Origin of the sequence: Agrobacterium sp. NPDC058088, from assembly GCF_042885035.1 — a bacterium.
Lineage (GTDB): Bacteria > Pseudomonadota > Alphaproteobacteria > Rhizobiales > Rhizobiaceae > Agrobacterium.
The window spans coordinates 494,732-516,360 of sequence record NZ_JBHVSU010000001.1; the positions used below are offsets into that span (position 1 = coordinate 494,732).

The following is a 21,629-nucleotide window of genomic DNA, read 5'->3' on the forward strand; positions in this document are numbered from 1 at the left end:
ATCGCTGCAGTTAGAAAGATACCAATATTGATCGGCCGTTTCGTTTATCGTAACGGTCGATCAATATTTTTTGCTATACTGTGGGGGCGAAACACTTCGGCGGGCGAGACTAAATATCGACCCGCGATATTAAATACTTTTTATTTGGGAATATTGGCGCATCGGTGACTTAGGCACTTTTGAATATGATGTTGGGTCTTTGGAAAAAACAGATCAAAATGATTAGTTTTTCGGTAGCGGCGCCGCAAGGCCGCCGACGCCTTGAGCCACTGGAATTCTCCATTCGTATCGCATGCCTTGTGACGATCATCGTGGTCCTGATGTGCACGGGGGGCCTGTCTCTCTTAGCAAAACTCGGGTTCGTGACGGATTTAGCCAATGGTCTATTTTTGAGCCTAACGCTAGGGAGCGCTGTCGCCTTTACGGTGACGTTCCTCGTCAGTTGGCTGAATGCAAAGGAAGTTCAGCTTCTTGCGCAGTCGCACGAACGCTTTCTCCATCTGAGCCATACCGACGCATTGACCGGTTTGAGCAACCGGCTTGGCCTTTATGCAGCCAGCGCCGAACTTGGCAGTGACTATTGCGTTGCCTTTCTGGACATTGATCACTTCAAATCCGTCAACGACACCTACAGCCATCTCGTCGGCGATCTCGTCATTTCAAGCGTCGCCAGCACGATAAGGGAGCATTTCGATACTGAGGCGCATGTCGCCCGCCTGGGCGGCGAGGAATTTGTGGTCGTGCAGGAAACCGGTCGGCTGGCATTTATGCAGAGGTGCGAGAAGGTTCGCGCGGCAATCGCTACCACGCCCGTGCAATATCAGGATCTGCAGATCCCGGTCACGATTTCCATCGGGGTGGCTTTCCGCGGTGAGGCCGAAATCTTCGACAAGGTCATGCACGATGCCGATCTCGCGCTTTATCGGGCGAAGGGAGGCGGGCGCAACCGCGTCTGCATGACCGGACATGTCGAGCGGCGTCAGGCTGTTGCGTGAAGGTTGAAGCAAGTCAGATAAAGATCAAGGCAGATAATAAAAAGCCCGCGAAACTAAGGTTTCGCGGGCTTCTTTGATCGCTGGTCCGGGTTCAGACTTCGTCCTTGCGGGACAGAAGAATGCAGGCCAGCGTGATGATGGCGGAGACGCAGAGGTAATAACCGACATAGCCCATGCCGTAGTTCACCTGCAGCCATGTGGCGATGTAAGGCGCCAGCGAGGCGCCAAAGATGCCTGCCATGTTGAAAGTGATGGAGGAGCCGGTGTAGCGGACGCGGGTCGGGAAGGGGGCGGCAAGCGCCGTTCCGATCAGGCCGTAGGTCATGCCCATAAGCATCATGGCCAGAGCCGCGAAGACGAAGATCGAGCCTTCGCCGCCGGTCATCAGGCTGGGCAGAAGGAAGGAAAACAGGCCGATCAGCACAGTCGTGATGATCAGGATTTCACGACGGCCGAATTTCTCGGCAAGCTTGCCGGCGATCGGGATGAAGATACCGAAAACGACGGAGCCGAGGATCTGCACTTCCAGCGCGTCGAGGAACGGAATTTTCAGGACCTTGACGTTGTAGGAGAGCAGATAGGCGGTGCCGATATAGAAAAGCACGAAGGTGGCAAGCGCCACGAAGGTGCCGAGCACGAGGCTGCGCTTGTGGTTGCGGAACAGTTCCGCGACCGGCACGGCCACACGTTCTTCCTTTTCGATGGCTTTCTGGAAGTCGGGCGTTTCGGTGATGGACAGGCGAACCCACATGCCGACGGCGATCAGGATGATCGAAGCGACGAAGGGAATGCGCCAGCCCCAGCTCAGGAGCGATTCCTGCGACATGAAGTGCAGCAGAATCCAGAACACGCCTGACGAGAGGAACAGGCCGACAGGTGCGCCGAGCTGCGGGAACATGCCGTACCAGCTGCGTTTGCCGGGAGGGGCGTTCTCCGTCGCGAGCAGGACGGCGCCGCCCCATTCACCACCAAGGCCGAAGCCCTGGCCGAAGCGGCAAAGCGCCAGCAACAGCGGTGCCAGAACACCCGCTGTTTCATAGGATGGCAGCAGGCCGATCACGACAGTCGAGACGCCCATGGTCAGCAGCGCTGCGACAAGCGTGGTCTTGCGGCCAACGCGGTCACCATAGTGGCCGAAGACCACCGCGCCGAGCGGGCGGGCGAAAAAGGCGATGGAGAAGGTGGCGAAGGACGCCAGAAGCGCCGTCATCGGGTCGTTGTTCGGGAAGAACAAGGCCGGAAACACGAGCACTGCGGCCGTGGCGTAAACATAAAAATCGAAAAACTCGATGGTCGTGCCGACCAGGCTGGCAGTGAGAACTCGTGCAGGCGAATTTGTCTTTACAACGTTCGAATTGCCAGCTGTCGACGATACCCGTGATACCGCGTCAGTCATGGTTTGGTTCCATTTCGCAGGATTGGAATGTCATGCCTTTAAAAGGCAGTGTCTGCGTTAACGCAATTTTTGTTCTTATGGAATGCAAAAAAAGAAATAATGCAAATAATGTGATTGTTGAACATGTCGGGCCTTGCGGCAGGCCGCCGCCCGCTGTCCGGCGATTGAGAGACTGATTCAGGCCGCGGATTTAAAATGCTGAAACACCAGATAATTTTGCCTGGGGAATAAGCCCGTCTGTTAACGTTTCGACCTTGCCTTCTTCGCGAAGCGGCGAGCCTACCAGGGCGGTTTTATTTCCGATCATTGAAAACCTGCATGTTGCAATCCGCGCAACTCTCTGATTCCAAGGAGGGAATCCGGATCAGTGCTGATTCTTTAACGAAACTCAGCACGTTGGACGCGGCGGTTAACGAAAGTAAACGATTCATTAACCTTAATGGCGTTTAACTGATCTCAAGGATCATGTGCCAGAATCACCGTTGATCGAAATGGGTCGGTTCGCAGCATGGTTCGTAACGGAGAGTTGGTGTCAGAGGGTTCGATGGGCGGCAAGCACGTAGCTGTTCTTTTGGGTGGGTTTTCGTCGGAGCGGCCGGTCAGCCTGTCGTCGGGCAACGCTTGCGCGCAGGCTCTGGAAGACGAGGGCTACAAGGTCACCCGCGTCGACGTCGGTCGCGATATCGCTGCCGTACTCGATGAGCTGCGTCCGGACGTTGCCTTCAATGCACTGCACGGTCCTTTCGGCGAAGACGGCACCATTCAGGGTATTCTCGAGTATCTCGCCATTCCCTACACACATTCCGGTGTGCTTGCTTCCGCGCTTGCCATGGACAAGGCGCAGGCCAAGAAGGTGGCTGCGGCCGCTGGCGTTCCTGTCGCTGCCGAACGCGTCATGAACCGTTTCGAATTCACCAGCGAGCATCCGCTTGCACCACCTTATGTGGTGAAGCCGGTGCGTGAAGGTTCGAGCTTCGGCGTCGTGATCGTCAAGGAAGATCAGTCGCATCCACCGCAGATACTGACGTCCTCTGAATGGAGATACGGCGACCACGTCATGGTCGAGCGTTACATTCACGGCCGCGAATTGACCTGCGGCGTGCTGGATGGCCAGGCGCTGGGCGTTACCGAAGTGGTGCCGCTTGGTCACAATTTCTATGATTACGATGCGAAATACGCGGCTGGTGGCTCGAAACATGTCATTCCCGCAGAAATTTCACCGAAAATTTACCAAAAGATTCAAACATTGGCGGTTATGGCGCATCAGGCGATCGGGTGCCGTGGCGTAAGCCGTTCAGACTTTCGTTACGACGACCGTTTCTCAGAAGATGGCGAAGTTATCTGGCTTGAAGTGAATACGCAGCCGGGAATGACGCCGACCTCCCTGGTGCCGGAAATGGCGGCCCATGCTGGCCGCTCCTTTGGTAACCTTGTCAGCTGGATGGTGGAGGACGCTTCGTGTTTGCGGTGACCGGCAAAAAGTCGACGGCAAAAAAGCGCGAGCAATTTGCGGCGGCCAGTGCCGACGATCGCATGGTATTGCCGCGTCCGCTACGCCGGGTCGTGCGTTTCGGCGTCAGCCTTGCGACCGGACGCATCCATATTCCCGCCCATACCGGTACTATTGCGGCCGTTGCTTTTTATGCGGCGACAGGCCTCTACGGCATGTCGCTCGGCGGCCACACCAACATCGTCACTCAGACCACGACATCTGCGGCTGGTTTTGCGGTTGAAGACGTGAAGGTTTCCGGCAATCTCCAGACTTCGGAGATCGACGTCTTCCAGCTTCTCGGCCTCGATGGCAGCACCTCCTTGATCGCACTCGATATCGATGCGGCGCGGCGCAAGCTGGTGCAGCTTCCCTGGGTGGAAGATGTCGATATCCGCAAGGTCTACCCGAAGACGATCGAGGTGCGCCTCAAGGAGCGTCAGGCCTTTGGCATCTGGCAGCATGGAACGGAACTGTCGTTGATCGAAAAAAGCGGCAGCGTTATCGCGCCGCTGCGTGACAATAAATTCGCTGCTCTGCCGCTCTTTGTCGGACGGGACGCTGAAACCGGTGCTGCCGGTTTCGTCGAGCAGCTGGCCGACTGGCCGGAAATCCGCAACCGGGTTCGCGCCTATGTGCGCATCGCCGGCCGCCGCTGGGACCTGCATCTCGACAACGGCATCGTCGTGAAGCTGCCGGAAGAAAATCTGCCGAAGGCGCTGCAACTGCTGGCGCGGCTCGATCTGGAAGAAAAGGTCCTGTCGCGCGACGTCGCTGCGGTGGACCTGCGCCTTTCGGATCGCACGACCATTCAATTGACCGAAGGCGCTGCCGAGCGCCGGCAGGCTGCTGTTGACGCGCGCACCAAGGCTCTCAAGAAAGCGGAGAAGAACACATGAGCTTTTTCGGTTCTTCCCATTTCGGTCTGCCTCGGCTGAAGCCGCTTTCTTCCAAGCGCAGCCACATCGTTTCTGTGCTGGACATTGGCTCGACCAAGGTCGTTTGCATGATCGGCCGGCTGACGCCGCGCCAGGAAAGCGAAATCCTGCCCGGCCGCACCCACAAGGTGGAAATCATAGGCATCGGCCACCAGCGTTCGCGCGGCGTGAAGTCAGGCGTGATTGCCGACCTCGATGCGCTGGAAGGCGTTATCCGTCTCGCCGTTGATGCGGCCGAGCGCATGGCGGGGCTTACCGTCGACAGCCTGATCGTCAATGTTTCGGCCGGCAGGCTGGCAAGCGATATCTATACCGCGAGCATCGATCTCGGCGGGCAGGAAGTGGAAGCAAGCGATCTGCGCAAGGTTCTGGTGGCGGCAAGCCAGCAATCCATGCGTCAGGACCGGGCCATCCTGCATTCGCTGCCAACAGGTTACTCGCTGGATGGTGAGCGCGGCATTCGCGATCCGCTGTCGATGTATGGCGATCTTCTCGGCGTCGACATGCATGTCGTCACGGTCGAACGGACGGCACTGAAGAACCTCGAGCTTTGCGTCAACCGCGCGCATCTGTCCGTCGAAGGCATGGTGGCGACGCCTTACGCCAGCGGTCTTGCAGCGCTGGTAGACGATGAAGTTGAACTCGGCTGTGCGGCCATCGATATGGGCGGCGGCACCACGACGATTTCGGTTTTCGCCGAGGGCCGGCTCATCCATACGGACGCGATCGGCCTTGGCGGTCATCACGTTACGACAGATCTTGCACGAGGCCTCTCGACACGAATCGAAGATGCGGAGAGACTGAAGGTGGTGCATGGTTCGGCTTTGCTGAATGGCGCGGATGAGCGCGACATGATTTCGATCCCGCCGATTGGCGAAGATGATCGCGATCAACCATCGCAAGTTTCAAGAGCATTGGTCACCCGCATCGTGCGGGCACGTATCGAAGAGACGCTGGAATTGATCCGTGATCGCATCCAGAAGTCCGGCTTCAGCCCGATTGTCGGCAAGCGCGTCGTCCTCACCGGCGGCGCAAGCCAGCTGACGGGTCTGCCGGAAACGGCGCGGCGCATTCTTGCCCGCAACGTCCGTATCGGCCGCCCCATGGGTGTGGCCGGTCTTCCGGTCGCGGCAAAGGGGCCTGCCTTTTCAACGGCGTGCGGACTGATGATCTATCCGCAGGTGGCGGACATCGAAATTCATGCGGCGCAAGGCGGAATGTTCTCGCCGTTTGGCAACGGTAGCGGCCGGATAGCCCGGGTAGGGCAATGGCTGAAAGAAAGTTTTTGAGTAGCCTCGGGGCGCAAGCCGGAGGTTTCAGAGTTGAGTTTCAAGAATCGGCCAGCGGGGCGATGCGGCCAGAGAAAGAAGGAATGGTAAAATGACGATACAGCTGCAAAAGCCTGATATCACCGAGCTGAAGCCACGCATCACTGTTTTCGGTGTGGGCGGCGGTGGCGGTAACGCTGTCAACAACATGATCACGGCTGGCCTCCAGGGTGTCGATTTCGTCGTCGCCAACACGGATGCACAGGCTCTGACCATGACGAAGGCAGACCGGGTCATCCAGCTCGGCGTCAACGTCACCGAGGGTCTCGGTGCCGGTTCCCAGCCGGAAGTCGGACGCGCCGCCGCTGAAGAATGCATCGATGAGATCATCGATCACCTGAACGGCACCCACATGTGCTTCGTCACTGCCGGCATGGGTGGTGGTACCGGCACCGGTGCTGCCCCTGTCGTCGCACAGGCTGCCCGCAACAAGGGCATCCTGACGGTCGGCGTCGTTACCAAGCCTTTCCACTTCGAAGGCGGTCGCCGCATGCGTCTTGCCGAACAGGGCATCGAGGAACTGCAGAAGTCCGTCGATACGCTGATCGTCATTCCGAACCAGAACCTCTTCCGCATTGCCAACGACAAGACGACCTTTGCCGATGCCTTCGCCATGGCTGACCAGGTTCTCTATTCCGGCGTTGCCTGCATTACCGATCTGATGGTGAAGGAAGGTCTCATCAACCTCGACTTCGCTGACGTTCGCTCGGTCATGCGTGAAATGGGCCGCGCAATGATGGGTACTGGCGAAGCTTCCGGTCCGGGCCGTGCGATGCAGGCTGCGGAAGCGGCAATCGCCAACCCGCTGCTCGACGAAACCTCGATGAAGGGCGCACAGGGCCTCCTGATCTCCATCACCGGCGGTCGCGATCTTACCCTGTTCGAAGTAGACGAAGCGGCTACCCGTATTCGCGAAGAAGTCGATCCGGATGCGAACATCATCCTCGGCGCAACCTTCGACGAGGCACTTGAAGGTCTCATCCGCGTCTCCGTCGTGGCGACCGGCATCGACCGCGTTGCGGGCGTTGGCGAACAGAACGTTGCCGATATGCGCGCCGCAGCCGCCAAGCCGCTTATCCGTCCTTCCGCGGCCGTTGCTCCCGCTCCGGCCGCAGTTCAGCCTGCACAAGCAGTATCGCAGGCACCAAAGACCGTAGACCAGATCGCCCAGACCATCCGTTCGGCGGAAGCCGAAATGGAACGTGAACTTGGTTTCGCAGCACACCAGCAGCCCTCTCAGGATTTCCGTCCGCAGAGCAAGCTGTTTGCATCCGCTCCGGCTGAAGCACCGGCAGCTCTCCGTCCGGCCCAGCCGGTTCAGCAGGCTGCTCCGGCACCGGTTGCCCCGGCACCGGTCTATCACGCGCCGGAACAGGTTGCCGCTCCGCGTCTGCAGCAGCCGCAGGCTCCGGTCTATCAGGAGCAGGCTCCTGTTGCCCGCCAGCCCGAGCCTGTCCGCATGCCGAAGGTTGAAGACTTTCCGCCGGTCGTGAAGGCCGAGATGGATCACCGTGCCCACGCAGCTCCTGCAGCCCAGGAAGAGCGTGGTCCGATGGGTCTTCTGAAGCGCATCACCAACTCGCTTGGCCGACGCGAAGAGGAAGAAGTTCCTTCCGAAATGATGGATGCGCCGAGCATGGCGCCGCAGCAGCGCCGCGCGCCGCTTTCGCCGGAAGCAAGCCTCTACGCACCGCGTCGTGGCCAGCTTGACGACCACGGCCGTGCAACGCCTGCCTCGTCCAGCCATCACGATGATGACCAGCTGGAAATCCCCGCCTTCCTGCGTCGCCAGTCCAACTAAAGGCGATTCCATAATCCCTTTGAAACGCCCGGATCTCACGATCCGGGCGTTTGTTTATTTTGCGTTATTAACACTAAATTAATTCGCATTTTCAATGGGTTGTGCATGTAACAATCCGAAACGAACAGTGATTTGTCGTGGCACCTACATGTGCGTATGTATGAGGCTGGGTAAAGGAACAGACTGACTCCGCCGGTCGTTAAAACCCGGCTTGAAAACTTTGAACGGCGCTGGCCCAAGCGGCGCGGTTTGCAAAACAAGGCATAGACGCATGACCATCGGACTGCTCGGATTTCAGACAACTATCGCACATGCTGTTCAGCTTAAAGGCATTGGCGTGCATTCCGGCAATCCGGTCTCGATGACGTTCCAGCCCGCAGAAGCTGGGACGGGCATTTTGTTTCAGCGCCTTCACGAAAATGGCAGCGTCACAGAGTTGAAGGCGGTTTCGGCCAATGTCGGCAATACCGATCTGTGCACCGTGCTCGGCCGTTCGCTCTCCCAGTCGGTGGCGACGATCGAGCACGTCATGGCCGCCATCTACGCCATGGGCCTCGACAACCTCATCGTTGAAGTCGACGGTCCGGAAGCGCCGATCATGGATGGCAGCTCCGCTCCCTTTATCGAAGCGATCGAATCGGTCGGCATCAAGAATCTCGGTGTGAAGCGCCGTTACATCCGCGTTACCAAGCCGGTGCGTATCGATTCGGGTGCTTCATGGGCGGAATTCCGTCCCTACGATGGCACGCGTTTCGAAGTCGACATTGATTTCGACACGCCGCTGATCGGCAGGCAGTCCTGGAAGGGTGATCTGACGGCAGAGACCTTCAAGAATGAACTGTCGCGTGCCCGGACTTTCGGCTTCATGCGGGACGTGGAGCGTCTGTGGGCCGCCGGTTATGCGCTCGGTTCCTCGCTTGAGAATTCGGTCGTCATCTCCGACGACAACAGCGTCATCAACATGGAAGGCCTGCGTTACGTCAAGGACGAGTTCGTCCGCCACAAGACGCTGGATGCCGTGGGTGACTTGGCACTTGCTGGCGCGCAGTTCATCGGCTGCTACCGTTCGTATCGCGGCGGTCACAAGGTCAACGCCAATGCGCTGAAGGCGCTGCTGAGCGACCGTACGGCCTATGAGATCGTTGAAGCACCGGCTGCCCGCAACCAGATGGTTCGCGCCCGCGAATTCGTTGCTGTCAACATGCCGGAATTCGCACCCTGGTCTGCGTAAGTTCATTTGCGGGCTATCAATTGACAGGAAAAGCCGCTCCTCTGGGGCGGCTTTTTCGTGAGGCAGGGCAGGAAGTTGCATATTATCGCCCGATAATCGTGCGATTGCATGGAGCGATGCCATAAAAATGCGTTAATGCGTCATCATTGCGTTGCCCTGCGGATGCTTTTATGGCTAGAACGCCAATACAAAGCCGATGCTTATGTATTTGCGCGGGAAGTGGGAACTGTCGAATGAAGCATGTAGGGTCTGGTGCAATGAAGGGTACGATGCGGGGGATCGCCGTTTCGTTGATGTTGGTCGGCGCGAGCGTCGTCGTCACGGCCTGCCAGTCCGATCCGGATATCGACATTACCAAGCTCGGCGTCGAGACCGATCCGCCAGACGTTCTGTACAAGCAGGGCCTGGCGAATATGAACAAAGGCAATATGACGGAAGCCTCACGCAAGTTCGAGGCGATCGACAAGCAGTACCCGTTCACCGAATGGGGCCAGAAGGCGCTTGTCATGCAGACGTTCATCGCCACGCGCACCAACAAGAACGATGTGGCCATCACGGCTGGCAGCCGTTTCCTGCGGCAATATCCGCGCTCGAAGGATGCCGCTTACGTTCAGTACATGATCGGCCTTGCCTATTCGAAGCAGATTTCTGACGTCACGCAGGACCAGCGCGCCGCACAGCGTACGATCGAAGCGATGAACAAGGTCGTGACCGACTACCCGTCTTCGGAATATGTCCCCGACGCACAGGCCAAGATCCGTTTCGCCCGCGACCAGCTCGCCGGCCGCGAAATGCAGGTCGGCCGTTATTACCTTGAGCGCAAGGAATATCTTGCGGCTGTTTCGCGTTTCCGAATCGTGGTTGAGCAGTACCAGAATACCAACCAGATCGAAGAGGCGCTGGCGCGTCTGACGGAAGCCTATTACGCGATGGGTCTTGTGGACGAAGCGCAGACTGCGGCCGCCGTTCTCGGCAACAACTATCCTGACAGCCAATGGTATTCGGATTCTTACAAGCTGCTGAAGGGCCAGGGCCTGGAGCCGCGTGAAAACAAGGGGTCCTGGATTTCGCGCGCCGGCAAGAAGCTCATCGGCGCCTGAGACGGGGCATAGGCCATGCTGGTCCAGCTCTCGATACGCGATATCGTCCTGATAGAAAGGCTCGACCTCAGTTTCGAGGCGGGCCTTTCTGTATTGACGGGCGAAACGGGTGCCGGAAAGTCCATTCTTCTCGATAGTCTCTCGCTGGCGCTTGGTGGCCGCGGCGATGGCGGCCTCGTGCGCCACGGGGAAGAGAAGGGGCAGGTGACCGCCACTTTCGAAGTCCCGAACAATCACCCGACGCGGCTTCTCCTGCGCGAAAACGGCCTTGATGATGATGGCGACCTGATTTTTCGCCGGGTGCAGTCCGCTGACGGGCGAACCAAGGCCTATGTCAATGACCAGGCCGTGAGCGTGCAGATGATGCGCCAGCTTGGCCAGATGCTGGTCGAAATTCATGGCCAGCATGACGACCGCGCACTTGTCGATACCGACGCTCACCGCACACTGCTTGATGCCTTTGCCGGCTTGAGCGATGAGGCGCGCAGCGTTCAGGGCCTCTATCGCACCTGGAAGGATGCCGACCGTGCCCTGAAGACCCACCGGGCCAAGGTGGAGGCGGCGGCACGCGAGGCGGATTATCTGCGGTCGTCCGTCGATGAACTGGAAACGCTTTCGCCGCGTGATGGTGAAGAGGATGAGTTGGCCGAGCGCCGCGCGGTGATGCAGAAATCCGAGCGCATCGCCGGTGATATTGCCGAAGCCAGCGAGTTCCTGAACGGCAACGCTTCGCCCGTGCCGGTCATCGCGTCGATGATGCGGCGTCTGGAGCGCAAGAGCCACGAAGCACCGGGATTGCTGGAAGATACCGTACAATTGCTGGATGCCGCGCTGGACAACCTTTCCAACGCGCAGATGGAAGTGGAGGCGGCGCTGCGCCGCACCGAATTTGACCCGCGTGAGCTGGAGCGGGTGGAAGAACGGTTGTTCGCCCTGCGTGCCGCCGGCCGCAAATATAATGTTGCCGTGCCTGATCTGCCGGCGCTTGCCGAAAAGATGGTGGCCGATCTCGCCGATCTTGATGCCGGTGAAGAAAAGCTCGGCAAGCTTGAGGCCAATCTCGGCGTCGTGAAGGCTGATTTTGACCGTGCTGCGAAGTCGCTTTCCGAAAAGCGCCGCAATGCGGCGGAAGCGCTATCGAATGCGGTCATGGCCGAACTTCCGGCCCTGAAGCTGGAACGGGCGCGGTTTACCGTCGAGGTGACGTCCGATACCGAGCAGGCAACGGCCGAAGGCATCGATACGGTGGAATTCCACGTCCAGACCAATCCGGGCACACGCCCCGGCCCGATCATGAAAGTGGCATCGGGCGGCGAATTATCCCGCTTCCTGCTGGCCCTGAAAGTGGCGCTGGCGGATCGCGGTTCGGCGCCGACGCTGGTCTTCGATGAAATCGATACGGGCGTCGGCGGCGCCGTGGCGGATGCGATCGGCCAGCGGCTGCGCCGCCTCTCTAAAACCGTGCAGGTTCTTTCCGTCACTCATGCGCCGCAGGTGGCGGCGCGTGCGGCGACGCATCTCCTCATTTCTAAGGGCCCATTGGGCGACGGCAGTGAGCGCATTGCCACGCGCGTCGCCACCATGGAGCCGAACCACCGTACCGAAGAAATTGCCCGTATGCTTGCCGGCGCCTCGGTGACGGACGAGGCGCGGGCTGCTGCCGCGCGCCTTCTGGCCGCCAAGGACTAGCGGCTGACCGCTATTGCCACGCCCGAGCCGATCATGACGCCGCCGGCGGCGCGGTTCACCCTACGGACGACCTTCGGCTCCCGCAGCATTTTTCTTGCTCGCACCGCCAGGAAGACGTGGCCGCCTATCACGACTGTTTCCACGGCGATGATAACGGAGGCGAGTGTCAAGAGGTGATCGACCGTCAATGATGTGCCGACCACGTTCGGCAGGAGTGCGACGTAAAAAAGCGGCATTTTGGGATTGCCGAGGTTTAGGGCGGTTCCGGTGGCGAAGACAGAGAGCAGGCCGCGCGCATCCCGCATCGGCTGTAGATCGGGGACGACGGGCTCCGCTGTCCAGAGTTTGAAGCCCATCCAGATCAGATAGGCAGCGCCGCCATAGCGCAACACTGCCATCACCGTTCCCATTTCTGATGCCAGGATCGACAGACCGAAAGCTGCGAGTGTGAGGAAGATCAATATGCCGGCGACGGTGCCAGCCCCATAGGCGAGGCCTGAGGCTGCGCCGTGGGTGATCGTGCGGGCGACTATGGTCATATTGTCCGGGCCCGGACTGGCCGCGAAGACAAGGAAAGCCGCTGCGAAGGCAAGAAGCGTAGTGAGGTCCATGGGAGGCTCCGGCAACTGTTTCGTCCGGATGTTCAGAATAGAGGATTCTCGGGCAATGAGAAGCGAGGATGGTTTTGCGTTTGGCAATAATTCGCTAAAAGCATTGCAGATTCATCTGTGAGGCTTCTTCCATGTCGAAAGACCAGAAACCCGTCGAAACCCTGACCGAGCTTGAAGCCTCTTCCGAGCTTGCATTTCTGGCAGCCGAGCTTGCCCGTCATGACGCGCTTTACCATGGCAAGGATGCGCCGGAGGTTTCGGACGCCGAATATGATGCGCTGAAGCGGCGCAACGATGCCATCGAGGCGGCTTTTCCGGCGCTGGTGCGGGCTGACAGTCCATCCAAGAAAGTCGGCTTCACGCCGCTGCCAACCTTCGCACCCATCGTGCATGCGCGGCCGATGCTTTCGCTCGACAATACGTTCTCGGAAGAAGATCTGCGCGATTTCGTCAGTTCGGTCTATCGTTTCCTGGGGCATCTGCCTGACGATTCCATCGCCTTTACCGCCGAGCCGAAGATCGACGGGCTTTCCATGTCCATCCGCTACGAGAAGGGCAAGCTGAAGACGGCGGCGACCCGTGGGGACGGCACAACCGGCGAGAACGTTACCGCCAATATCAGGACCATCAAGGAAATTCCAAACGAGCTGCCTTCGGATGCGCCCGATGTGGTGGAGGTTCGCGGCGAAGTCTATATGGCCAAGAGCGACTTTCTGGCGCTCAATGCCCAGATGGAGGCTGAAGGCAAGCAGACCTATGTGAACCCGCGCAACACGGCGTCCGGCTCGCTGCGCCAGCTCGACGCCAATGTGACGGCGAAACGCAAGCTGCGGTTCTTCGCCTACGCTCTGGGGGAGGTCTCGAATGGTGGTCAGCCGGCCCGGATTGCTGATACGCAATATGGTATCGTCGAGAAATTCCGGGAGTGGGGGTTTCCGGTCAATCCGTTGATGAAGCGATTCACCTCGGCCCAGCAATTGCTTGAGCATTATAATGAAATCGGCGTCGCGCGACCTGATCTCGATTATGATATTGATGGCGTGGTTTATAAGGTCGATCGGCTCGATCTACAGGAGCGGCTGGGTTTTCGTTCGCGCAGCCCGCGCTGGGCGACCGCGCACAAGTTCCCGGCCGAGCAAGCCTTCACCACCGTTGAGAATATCGAGATACAGGTGGGGCGCACTGGCGCCTTGACGCCGGTGGCGCGGCTCACGCCGATCACCGTTGGCGGTGTCGTCGTTACCAATGCGACCCTGCACAATGCCGATTACATTGAAGGCATCGGCAATAGCGGCGAGCGCATCCGCCCGGAGGATCACGATATCCGCATCGGCGATACTGTCATCGTCCAGCGCGCGGGGGATGTCATTCCGCAGGTGCTGGATGTGCTGCTGGAAAAGCGCCCGACTGAGGCGGTGAAATATGCCTTCCCGGAGAAATGCCCGGTCTGTGGCAGCCATGCGGTGCGGGAGCGCAATGAAAAGACCGGCAAGCTCGATTCGGTCACGCGCTGCACGGGCGGTTTCGTCTGCCGGGCGCAGGCGGTGGAGCATCTCAAACATTTCGTTTCGCGCAATGCCTTCGATATCGAAGGGCTCGGCACCAAACAGATCGATTTCTTTTTCGAAAGTGATGATCCCGCGCTCTCGATCAAGACCGCGCCTGATATTTTCACGCTAAAGGCGCGACAGGAAGCCTCCCATCTGACCAAGCTCGAAAATATCGACGGCTTCGGCAAGGTCAGCGTCAAGAAGCTCTTCGACGCCATCGATGCCCGCCGCGAGATCGATCTGCATCGGCTGATATTTGCGCTCGGCATCCGTCATGTGGGCGAGACCACGGCGAAGCTTCTGGCGCGTTCCTACAGCACTTATGAGCATTTCGAAGAGGCGATGAAGGCAGCGGCTGATCCGGCAAGTGACGCCTGGGCCGAGCTCAACAGCATTGACGGCATCGGCGAGGTGGTGGCCCGCGCCATCATCGAGTTCTACAAGGAGCCGCGCAATCTCGACGTCATCGACCGCCTGATACGGGAGCTTCGCCCGAAAGAGGCCGAAAAGCCTTCGACTGAAGGTAGCCCGGTGGCCGGCAAGACCGTTGTCTTCACCGGTTCGCTGGAAAAATTCACCCGTGATGAGGCGAAGGCGCGCGCCGAAAGCCTCGGTGCGAAAGTGGCGGGTTCCGTTTCGAAAAAGACGGATATTCTGGTGGCCGGGCCGGGGGCCGGTTCCAAGCTTGCCAAGGCTGCCGAACTGGGCGTGCAGACCATGGACGAGGATGAGTGGCTGGCATTGATCGGCGGCTGAGGCGTCGTCACTGCCATGTTGTTCACGTCCGCTAGAGCTTTGCGCCTGAATGGGAGTGGACAGCATGGACGATCGCATTGTCGTCAGCGTAGAGCAGGCTCGGGGGCTGATCGCCAGCCAATTTCCGCAATGGGCGGCGCTCGATATTCGCCCGGTCGAGCTGAGCGGCTGGGACAATCGCAGTTTTCGTCTCGGTGATGACATGTTGATCCGCATGCCGAGCGCCGCCCGTTATGTGGCCCAAGTGGAAAAGGAGCACCGGTGGTTGCCGGAACTTGCACCGCTTCTGCCTTTCCCGATTCCGACACCTTTGGCGCTTGGTCAGCCGGGCGAGGATTATCCATTCTGCTGGTCCGTCTATCGCTGGCTTGATGGCGAGCCTCTCGCCGGGCTTCTGGGCAGCGTCGATCTTTCGATCATCGCCGTTGATGTTGCGACGTTTTTGAAGGCCTTGCATAATATCGACGCTTCAGGTGGTCCGCCTGCTGGTGCGCATAATTTCCATCGTGGCGGATCGCTCGTTGTCTATGATGGCGAGGCGAGGGCGTCTGCGATGCGGCTTGCCGATGAGGTGGATCAGGCGTTGGCCATGGAGATATGGCAGCTTGCCCTTTCAAGCCGCTGGCAGGGGCAGGGCGTGTGGGTGCACGGCGATATTGCCGAGGGCAATCTGCTGGTGAGAGACGGGCACCTTTCGGCGGTCATTGATTTCGGCAGTTCCGGCGTTGGCGATCCATCGTCCGATCTCATTCTTGCGTGGAATTTGCTCGACGCGCAAAGCCGGGCTGTTTTTCGCCGGGCGCTGGATCTGGACGAGGCGACATGGCAGCGCGGGCGTGGCTGGGCACTATGGAAGGCGCTGATCGTGCTGGATGCCGCGCGCGGGCGGAACGAAAAAATGGCCGAATGGTCGCGGCGGACCATTCGGGAAGTGTTTGAAGATCATCTGAACGGCTGACAACTTTACCGAAGTCGCGCCATCACATGCGCGTCAACGTATTTTCCATCACGATAGGCATCGTTGCGTAAGGTGCCTTCGTGTTCGAAACCGAATTTTTCGTAGAGCCTGATGGCTGCTAGATTGTCGGTGAAGACGTTCAATTCAATGCGGCGGATATCGTGCCAATTGTCGGCCGTGTCGATCAGCGCCGCGAGGATATACGAGCCCACTCCCTTGCCGGCAAAGCCGTCATGAACACTGATCGCCAGATCGGCCACATGCGATTGCCTCCCCGCCCTCCGACGCAGCCCCGCATTTGCAACGATCTTTTCACGCCATTCGCCGATGATGGAAATATCGGACGGATCGCGATTTTCCAGCGCCTGTCGTGTTTTTTCGAGTGACTGAAACGGCTGACGAAGGGTGCCGTAACGAACTCCCGGCAGGTTGAACAGGTCGGTTAAAGCTTCGGCGTCGTCCAAACGTGTAGCGCGCAGGACAACGTCGCTTAGCTGGAAAGGTTTATCTTCATTGTCGGCGATTTTTACAGTCTGCATGCCTGTCTCCTTGGGCGCATTGGGGGCGTGTGTGGAGCAGGTGTCCGAACCCTGCTCTAACTGGCAGGGTGGAAATGGATCGCTTACCGCGACGACATACCTTCCCCTGCCGAATGGCCGGTCATGGTATAGCGACGGATGATGCTCTGTTTTGTTGCGATCATGCGCGCAGAATGCTTTTGCTGCGTGTTCCTGTCAAGCGGGCGCATTGCGCATCAGGCTTCGGAGTTTCGCCGGCAGCCTGCCATCGATCGCCGCAAGTCCGGCGGCAATCATCGCCATGCCGGCGAAGTGCTTTATTTCCAGCTGCTCACCGAGAATGAGCGAGCCTAGCAAAATGGCGCTGACCGGGATGAGGAAGGTGACGAGCGCGAGGTTGGTGGCGCCGGCGCTGGCGAGAATGCGGAAGAAGATGAGATAGGCAAGCGCGGTGGATAGTAGCGCAATGCCGATAAGCGCGCCCCAGGTGCCAAGGCTTGGCATGGCGAGCGTCCATGGCTTGTCGATGAGGAGTGCGGCGGGGATCAGCATCAGCGTCGATGAGGATATTTGCCCGGTTGCGGTCATCAGCGGCGGTACACCCATGGCCTTGAAGCGGCGACCGAATATGCCCGCGAAGGAATAGGAGATGGCCGCGCCGAGAATGGCGATCTGGCCCCACAGACCGGATGATCCGCCAAAGGCCGCCGGGCCGATCATGGTCGCCACGCCGGCAAAGCCGATCACGACCCCGGTCAGCTTGTTGCCGGTCATCTTTTCGTCGGCGGTCAGGAAATGGGCGACGATGACGGTGAAGAGCGGCGTGGTGGCGTTGAGGATCGAGGCAAGCCCGCTGGCGATCTGGGTCTGGCCCCAGACGATCAGGCAGAAGGGGATGATGTTATTGAGCAGGCCCATGCCAAAAAAGGCGCGCCATACCATCCATTCCCTGGGCAGGCGAAGCCCCATGAGGCGGCAGACGATCAGGAGCGCGGTTGCTGCAAACGTGACCCGCAGCGTGACGATGGTGACGGGCGGCAGTTCCTTGACGGCCACGCCGATGAAAAAGAACGATCCGCCCCACAGCAGCGAGAGCGCTATGAGCATCGCCCACTCGCGGGCATCCATCTGTTTCTGTATCGCCATCTTCGTCTCCCAGGAGCATGAATATTGATATAGTTGCAGACGCAGCTGCCGCCATCCACCCGATATCGGTTGAGTTTACCTCAATCCAGTATTCCGGGTCATATACCGTTTTGCACGTCTTGTTGCGTCCATCTAGTCCCTGATTTATGATGTTTTCAAACGATAGTTTCTCGTCTGATAATTGAGCTGAGCTAAACCATGATCGCGGAGCTTCCATCTCTGAAAGGATTGCAGGCCTTTGAGGCCGCGGCGCGGTATCGCAGTGTCACGCTCGCCTCCAACGAGCTGAATGTCACGCCCGGTGCGGTCAGCCTGCAGATCCGGGAGCTGGAGGCGCGGCTGGGTGTGCAGCTCTTCCTGCGCAAGCCGCGCAGCATTCAACTGACACGGGAAGGAGAGCGTTATTACGGCGCGCTTCGCACCGCCTTCCGGATGATGCGCGAGGCGACGGCGGAATTGACGGCGCGCTCGGAAATCACGGTTCTGACACTCAGTTGCACGCCCACCTTCGCCGTGCAGTGGCTGATGCCGCGATTGCCCTCTTTCCAGCAGCAACACCCGCATGTGGATGTCCGTATCAGCGTCACGAACCGGCTGGTGGATTTTTCGCGGGACGATGTCGATCTGGCGGTGCGGCATGGTTTTGGACGTTATGAAGGGCTGGAGAGCATCCGTTTCATCGATGACAGCACACTGCCGGTCTGCTCGCCGCAGCTTCTTGAGAAATACGGACCGCTTCAGGAGGCGGGGGACCTGAAATCCGTGCCGCTGCTGCATGATGAAAATCGCAACGAATGGCGGCGCTGGCTGGAGGCGGCCGGCGCATCCGAAGTCGACGCTTCCCGTGGCACCGTCTTCATCGACAGCAACGGCGCGCTGGATGCGGCCAAGGCCGGACACGGCATTGCGCTGACACGGCGCTCCCTCGTTTCCCGCGAACTTGCGGAGGGCGCATTGATTGCACCCTTTGGCAAGGACATGGCCAGTACGCTAGCTTATTTCCTCGTCTATCCGCGGCGCATGCTCGACAATCCCGATCTTGTGACACTCATCGACTGGATGCTTTCGCAGGCGGGTTCGGCCGAGGCCGGTTCTCTTTGAGGCCAATTCGGTTTATGCCGGAATGAAACAACGGGAATCACTCTTGAAAACCATTGCCATCGATTTCGAGACCGCCAATGAAGAGCGGGGCAGCGCCTGCTCCGTCGGGCTTGCGTGGATAGAGGAGGGCGAGATCGTTCGCGTCGAGGAACGTCTCATCCGGCCGAAGGATATGCGGTTTTCGCCCTTCAACATTGCCGTGCACGGCATCCGCCCTGCCGATGTCGAGGATGCGCCGGAATTCCCTGATGTGATGGAGGAGTTTATTGACGACTTCGACGGCGCCCTGATGATCGCCCATAATGCCGCCTTCGACTTCAGCGTCATGCGCGCATCATTCGACAAATACCGGCAATCCTATCCCGATCTTTCTTATCTATGCAGCGTCAAGATTGCCCGGCATGTCTGGCCAAATCTGGTGTCGCACAAGCTGAACGTCATTGCCCACCACCTCCAACTGCGTTTCGTGCATCACAATGCCGCCGAAGATGCGGTTGTCTGCGCGGCTGCGTCCATCGCTGCTGCCAAGGCGCTGCGCGTTGCCCATCTTCGCGACCTGCCGGAAAAGATCGGCATGGTGGCCGGTCGTCTCACTTCCACGGGTTATCAGCCTTGCAGCATGAAAAAACGCCCCGTCTCCCGGGTTGCGTAACGGCTTCGTCCACCTATGTTTGAAGCAGCGTAACGGAGAAGATGCGATGAGGATGAAAACTCTGTCGGGTTTGTTTGCGGGCCTTCTGGCATTGCTGCCGGTCACAGCGGCGCATTCCGAGGTCGTCGGCAAGGTCGGCGTCGACTGGATCGGCAACGACATCGTCGTCGAGGCGATTGCCGATCCGAAGATCAAGGGTGTGACCTGCCACGTTACCTATTTCGACCGCGGCGTGATCGACCGGCTGAAAAACGGCAACTGGTTCGAAGACCCATCGAACAACGCTATTTCCTGTAGCCAGACGGGGCCGGTTGAGATCGGCGACATCGATCTCTCCAAGGGCGGGGAAGAAGTGTTCCGGCAGGGCATGTCGCTGGTATGGAAAAAGCTCGTCGTCAGCCGGGTTTACGACAAGACGAATGACACGCTGATTTATCTCGTGCATGCGCGGGAACTGACGGATGGCTCGGCCAAGATGGCGATATCGACGGTGCCGCTTTATAACCAGCAGGTGACGTGGCAGAAGGGCAAGCCGTGAGGTTTTGCCTGCGGTACTTCTGCGCATAATCCACCCGCGTCGTCATCCTCGGGCTTGTCCCGAGGATCCAACCACGTATCCTAAAATGATAAGTTTCAGATGCTCGGGACAGGCCCGAGCATGACGGAGGAGAGGTTTGCGACGTTGGCGTGTGCTTAGACGAGCCGCAGAACCCGCCCGTTAATTTGAAACCTCGGTGACCTGATCAGGCTGCTTCGCGTGCCAGTTCGTCCGCAATAACCGTGTCGAGGTTGAGGAAGCAGACCATGCTCTTTTCCAGCGCCACGATACCGCGGCAGAAGCTGCGCTGCTCTTCCGGAATGATATCGGGTGCAGGCTGCAGGTCTTCCGAGCGGATGGTCATCATGTCGGAAACCTGTTCGACCAGGAGGCCGACCAGCTTGCCGCCGATATCGGTGACGATGATGGCGGAGCGTTCGGACGGCTCGGTCATTTTCATGCCGAGGCGGCCGGCCATGTCGATGACGGGAATGACGGCGCCGCGCAGGTTGATGAGACCGAGAACATAGGGTGGCGTGTGCGGCATTGGTGTAACCGGCGCCCAGCCGCGGATTTCGCGGATCGCCATGATGTCGATGCAGAATTCCTGATCGCTCAGATGGAAGGAAACGATTTCGAGATATGCGCCGGATTGCTTGATGGCGTTGGACATGACGGCAGGTTTCCTCTGATGGCTCTCTAACAGGCCCGCGCAGGATTGAGCTTTATGCGGTGGCCGGAATGGACCGGGAGACATCATGTCGAGGATTTGAAAACCGCTGCCGCGATCATGCGCAGCAAGATTTTAAACTTTCCCTAACAATTGCCGCCATCAGGCCGTGAAAACCCAGTATTTGGCGGTTTTCGCGCCTGCCCAAACAGGTTATAACAGGAACATGAAGGCACTGACGTCCCATCCGCTGAAGTTTATTCTGGCAAGTCTTGCCGCGGCCGTTTCGCTTGTCATCGTGCTTCTTGCCTTTGACGGCTGGGTGCGGCACAGCACGGATATCTTCATTTCCGCCGTGCAGAGCGGCATTGCCTGGTGCCTGTAATCCTTTGTCGATCGTGGCTTTGTGACAAATCAGCGCGGTCAACCCAAATACGCCCAGTTGATTTGCGGTCGCCGCCACCGTTCGATATCAGTCGGGCAGGGCCTGCGATATGCCGCGGGCTTTCGGGGTAGGATTGGACAATGAGAAATATTCGCATCGTATTGTGGGCTGTGGTGGTCGTTCTCGCCGGTGTCGTCAGCTGGTTGACGATCGAGATGACGAAAACCCGTGAGGAAATGGTAGAAACGGCCTATGGCGTGCCTTTCGCACTGACCGCGCAAAATGGCCAGCCGATCACCGAAAAGGCGTTTCAGGGCAAACCGACGGCGTTATTCTTCGGCTTCACCCATTGCCCGGAAGTGTGCCCGACGACCCTGTTCGAGCTGAACGGCTGGATGGAAAAGGTGGACCCGGCCGGCGACAAGCTGCAGGCCTATTTCGTGTCCGTCGATCCCGAGCGCGATACGCCTGAGATCATGCAGCAATATGTTTCCAACGTTTCGAAGCGGATCACCGGCATCACCGGCCCGGCTGACAAGATTGCCGAAACGCTGAAAGGCTATCGCATCTACGCCAAGAAGGTGCCGGTGGATGAAAAGGATCCCAATGGCGACTATACCATGGATCACACCGCATCCGTGATCCTGCTTGATGCCAATGGCCGCTTTGCAGGAACAATCGCTTACGGCGAAAACCCTGACATCGCCGAGCAGAAGCTTCAAAATCTTCTCAAAGGTACGAAGGCATAATTGCGTTGGGCTCCTTGGACTGATGAAG

The 21,629-nt window shown here is 58.8% G+C and carries 20 protein-coding genes; 15 read left to right on the forward strand and 5 right to left on the reverse strand.

The window, feature by feature from the left end; translation table 11 throughout:
- Nucleotides 1–185: 185 nt before the first annotated feature.
- Nucleotides 186–995 (forward strand): GGDEF domain-containing protein, encoded by an 810-nt coding sequence (locus ACFVTJ_RS02380; RefSeq protein WP_386904317.1) that lies wholly within the window; start codon nt 186–188, stop codon nt 993–995.
- A gap of 91 nt (nt 996–1,086) precedes the next feature.
- On the opposite strand, the gene ACFVTJ_RS02385 is transcribed toward ACFVTJ_RS02380, so the two are convergent.
- Complete coding sequence (locus tag ACFVTJ_RS02385) at nt 1,087–2,391, reverse strand: MFS transporter (RefSeq protein ID WP_386904319.1); 1,305 nt, start codon at nt 2,389–2,391, stop codon at nt 1,087–1,089.
- Nucleotides 2,392–2,935: 544 nt separating this feature from the next.
- Between ACFVTJ_RS02385 and ACFVTJ_RS02390 the strand changes: the two genes are divergently transcribed.
- The 7 genes from ACFVTJ_RS02390 (at nt 2,936) to recN (ending at nt 11,967) form a co-directional block, all read left to right on the forward strand.
- The gene (locus tag ACFVTJ_RS02390; protein ID WP_386905251.1) at nt 2,936–3,862 is read left to right on the forward strand and encodes a D-alanine--D-alanine ligase; all 927 of its coding nucleotides are present in this window, start codon (nt 2,936–2,938) and stop codon (nt 3,860–3,862) included.
- Nucleotides 3,850–4,779, forward strand: coding sequence for a cell division protein FtsQ/DivIB (locus tag ACFVTJ_RS02395; RefSeq protein WP_386904320.1), 930 nt, complete (start codon nt 3,850–3,852; stop codon nt 4,777–4,779). The genes ACFVTJ_RS02390 and ACFVTJ_RS02395 overlap by 13 nt, the downstream gene beginning before the upstream one ends.
- Nucleotides 4,776–6,107 (forward strand): cell division protein FtsA, encoded by a 1,332-nt coding sequence (gene ftsA / locus ACFVTJ_RS02400; RefSeq protein ID WP_063950569.1) that lies wholly within the window; start codon nt 4,776–4,778, stop codon nt 6,105–6,107. Before ACFVTJ_RS02395 ends, ftsA begins: the two co-directional genes overlap by 4 nt.
- A gap of 91 nt (nt 6,108–6,198) precedes the next feature.
- The gene (gene ftsZ / locus ACFVTJ_RS02405) at nt 6,199–7,947 is read left to right on the forward strand and encodes a cell division protein FtsZ (protein WP_386904322.1); all 1,749 of its coding nucleotides are present in this window, start codon (nt 6,199–6,201) and stop codon (nt 7,945–7,947) included.
- Between the two features lie 271 nt (nt 7,948–8,218).
- A complete protein-coding gene (gene lpxC / locus ACFVTJ_RS02410) occupies nt 8,219–9,178 on the forward strand; it encodes a UDP-3-O-acyl-N-acetylglucosamine deacetylase (RefSeq protein WP_386904324.1) in 960 nt (319 codons plus the stop codon).
- A 233-nt stretch (nt 9,179–9,411) separates the two neighbouring features.
- Nucleotides 9,412–10,278 carry an outer membrane protein assembly factor BamD gene (locus tag ACFVTJ_RS02415; RefSeq protein ID WP_386904326.1) on the forward strand — a complete coding sequence of 289 codons (867 nt, stop codon included), beginning with the start codon at nt 9,412–9,414 and terminating at the stop codon, nt 10,276–10,278.
- Between the two features lie 15 nt (nt 10,279–10,293).
- Entirely contained in the window at nt 10,294–11,967 is a 1,674-nt protein-coding gene (gene recN / locus ACFVTJ_RS02420; protein ID WP_386904328.1) for a DNA repair protein RecN, read from the forward strand.
- Here recN and ACFVTJ_RS02425 read toward each other — a convergent pair.
- Nucleotides 11,964–12,578, reverse strand: a complete 615-nt coding sequence (locus tag ACFVTJ_RS02425) for a LysE family translocator (RefSeq protein ID WP_386904330.1) — start codon at nt 12,576–12,578, stop codon at nt 11,964–11,966. The two genes, recN and ACFVTJ_RS02425, sit on opposite strands and share 4 nt — an antisense overlap.
- A gap of 131 nt (nt 12,579–12,709) precedes the next feature.
- Here ACFVTJ_RS02425 and ligA point away from each other — a divergent pair, with 131 nt between their 5' ends.
- Both ligA and ACFVTJ_RS02435 read left to right on the forward strand, forming a co-directional pair.
- On the forward strand, nt 12,710–14,884 hold the full coding sequence (ligA, locus tag ACFVTJ_RS02430; RefSeq protein ID WP_386904332.1) for an NAD-dependent DNA ligase LigA: 2,175 nt from the start codon (nt 12,710–12,712) through the stop codon (nt 14,882–14,884).
- A gap of 64 nt (nt 14,885–14,948) precedes the next feature.
- Nucleotides 14,949–15,842: an aminoglycoside phosphotransferase family protein gene (locus ACFVTJ_RS02435; protein ID WP_386904334.1), complete on the forward strand. Its 894-nt coding sequence runs from the start codon at nt 14,949–14,951 to the stop codon at nt 15,840–15,842.
- A gap of 5 nt (nt 15,843–15,847) precedes the next feature.
- Here ACFVTJ_RS02435 and ACFVTJ_RS02440 read toward each other — a convergent pair whose 3' ends face one another.
- Together ACFVTJ_RS02440 and ACFVTJ_RS02445 are read right to left on the reverse strand one after the other, a co-directional pair.
- Nucleotides 15,848–16,381: a GNAT family N-acetyltransferase gene (locus ACFVTJ_RS02440; protein WP_386904335.1), complete on the reverse strand. Its 534-nt coding sequence runs from the start codon at nt 16,379–16,381 to the stop codon at nt 15,848–15,850.
- Between the two features lie 195 nt (nt 16,382–16,576).
- On the reverse strand, nt 16,577–17,506 hold the full coding sequence (locus ACFVTJ_RS02445) for a DMT family transporter (protein WP_386904337.1): 930 nt from the start codon (nt 17,504–17,506) through the stop codon (nt 16,577–16,579).
- 198 nt (nt 17,507–17,704) lie between these two features.
- Here ACFVTJ_RS02445 and gcvA point away from each other — a divergent pair, with 198 nt between their 5' ends.
- From gcvA to ACFVTJ_RS02460, 3 genes are read left to right on the forward strand one after another with little or no spacing between them, the layout of a single operon-like run.
- Nucleotides 17,705–18,607 (forward strand): transcriptional regulator GcvA, encoded by a 903-nt coding sequence (gcvA, locus tag ACFVTJ_RS02450; RefSeq protein ID WP_386904339.1) that lies wholly within the window; start codon nt 17,705–17,707, stop codon nt 18,605–18,607.
- Between the two features lie 43 nt (nt 18,608–18,650).
- Nucleotides 18,651–19,259: a 3'-5' exonuclease gene (locus tag ACFVTJ_RS02455; RefSeq protein WP_386904341.1), complete on the forward strand. Its 609-nt coding sequence runs from the start codon at nt 18,651–18,653 to the stop codon at nt 19,257–19,259.
- Between the two features lie 46 nt (nt 19,260–19,305).
- Nucleotides 19,306–19,797 carry a CreA family protein gene (locus ACFVTJ_RS02460; RefSeq protein WP_386904343.1) on the forward strand — a complete coding sequence of 164 codons (492 nt, stop codon included), beginning with the start codon at nt 19,306–19,308 and terminating at the stop codon, nt 19,795–19,797.
- 205 nt (nt 19,798–20,002) lie between these two features.
- On the opposite strand, the gene ACFVTJ_RS02465 is transcribed toward ACFVTJ_RS02460, so the two are convergent.
- On the reverse strand, nt 20,003–20,470 hold the full coding sequence (locus tag ACFVTJ_RS02465) for a chemotaxis protein CheW (protein WP_004430791.1): 468 nt from the start codon (nt 20,468–20,470) through the stop codon (nt 20,003–20,005).
- 223 nt (nt 20,471–20,693) lie between these two features.
- Here ACFVTJ_RS02465 and ACFVTJ_RS02470 point away from each other — a divergent pair, with 223 nt between their 5' ends.
- Together ACFVTJ_RS02470 and sco are read left to right on the forward strand one after the other, a co-directional pair.
- Nucleotides 20,694–20,852: a hypothetical protein gene (locus ACFVTJ_RS02470; protein WP_386904345.1), complete on the forward strand. Its 159-nt coding sequence runs from the start codon at nt 20,694–20,696 to the stop codon at nt 20,850–20,852.
- Nucleotides 20,853–20,992: 140 nt separating this feature from the next.
- Nucleotides 20,993–21,601: a cytochrome oxidase assembly protein Sco gene (gene sco / locus ACFVTJ_RS02475; protein WP_386904347.1), complete on the forward strand. Its 609-nt coding sequence runs from the start codon at nt 20,993–20,995 to the stop codon at nt 21,599–21,601.
- Nucleotides 21,602–21,629: the final 28 nt, after the last annotated feature.

What these genes read in the sequence shown, in the direction of transcription:
- ACFVTJ_RS02380 (WP_386904317.1), top strand. Translation starts at nt 186, where the DNA reads ATGATGTTGGGTCTTTGGAAAAAACAGATCAAAATGATTAGTTTTTCG.
- ACFVTJ_RS02385 (WP_386904319.1), bottom strand. Translation starts at nt 2,391, where the DNA reads ATGACTGACGCGGTATCACGGGTATCGTCGACAGCTGGCAATTCGAAC.
- ACFVTJ_RS02390 (WP_386905251.1), top strand. Translation starts at nt 2,936, where the DNA reads ATGGGCGGCAAGCACGTAGCTGTTCTTTTGGGTGGGTTTTCGTCGGAG.
- ftsA (WP_063950569.1), top strand. Translation starts at nt 4,776, where the DNA reads ATGAGCTTTTTCGGTTCTTCCCATTTCGGTCTGCCTCGGCTGAAGCCG.
- ftsZ (WP_386904322.1), top strand. Translation starts at nt 6,199, where the DNA reads ATGACGATACAGCTGCAAAAGCCTGATATCACCGAGCTGAAGCCACGC.
- lpxC (WP_386904324.1), top strand. Translation starts at nt 8,219, where the DNA reads ATGACCATCGGACTGCTCGGATTTCAGACAACTATCGCACATGCTGTT.
- ACFVTJ_RS02415 (WP_386904326.1), top strand. Translation starts at nt 9,412, where the DNA reads ATGAAGCATGTAGGGTCTGGTGCAATGAAGGGTACGATGCGGGGGATC.
- recN (WP_386904328.1), top strand. Translation starts at nt 10,294, where the DNA reads ATGCTGGTCCAGCTCTCGATACGCGATATCGTCCTGATAGAAAGGCTC.
- ACFVTJ_RS02425 (WP_386904330.1), bottom strand. Translation starts at nt 12,578, where the DNA reads ATGGACCTCACTACGCTTCTTGCCTTCGCAGCGGCTTTCCTTGTCTTC.
- ligA (WP_386904332.1), top strand. Translation starts at nt 12,710, where the DNA reads ATGTCGAAAGACCAGAAACCCGTCGAAACCCTGACCGAGCTTGAAGCC.
- ACFVTJ_RS02435 (WP_386904334.1), top strand. Translation starts at nt 14,949, where the DNA reads ATGGACGATCGCATTGTCGTCAGCGTAGAGCAGGCTCGGGGGCTGATC.
- ACFVTJ_RS02440 (WP_386904335.1), bottom strand. Translation starts at nt 16,381, where the DNA reads ATGCAGACTGTAAAAATCGCCGACAATGAAGATAAACCTTTCCAGCTA.
- ACFVTJ_RS02445 (WP_386904337.1), bottom strand. Translation starts at nt 17,506, where the DNA reads ATGGCGATACAGAAACAGATGGATGCCCGCGAGTGGGCGATGCTCATA.
- gcvA (WP_386904339.1), top strand. Translation starts at nt 17,705, where the DNA reads ATGATCGCGGAGCTTCCATCTCTGAAAGGATTGCAGGCCTTTGAGGCC.
- ACFVTJ_RS02460 (WP_386904343.1), top strand. Translation starts at nt 19,306, where the DNA reads ATGAGGATGAAAACTCTGTCGGGTTTGTTTGCGGGCCTTCTGGCATTG.
- ACFVTJ_RS02465 (WP_004430791.1), bottom strand. Translation starts at nt 20,470, where the DNA reads ATGTCCAACGCCATCAAGCAATCCGGCGCATATCTCGAAATCGTTTCC.
- ACFVTJ_RS02470 (WP_386904345.1), top strand. Translation starts at nt 20,694, where the DNA reads ATGAAGGCACTGACGTCCCATCCGCTGAAGTTTATTCTGGCAAGTCTT.
- sco (WP_386904347.1), top strand. Translation starts at nt 20,993, where the DNA reads ATGAGAAATATTCGCATCGTATTGTGGGCTGTGGTGGTCGTTCTCGCC.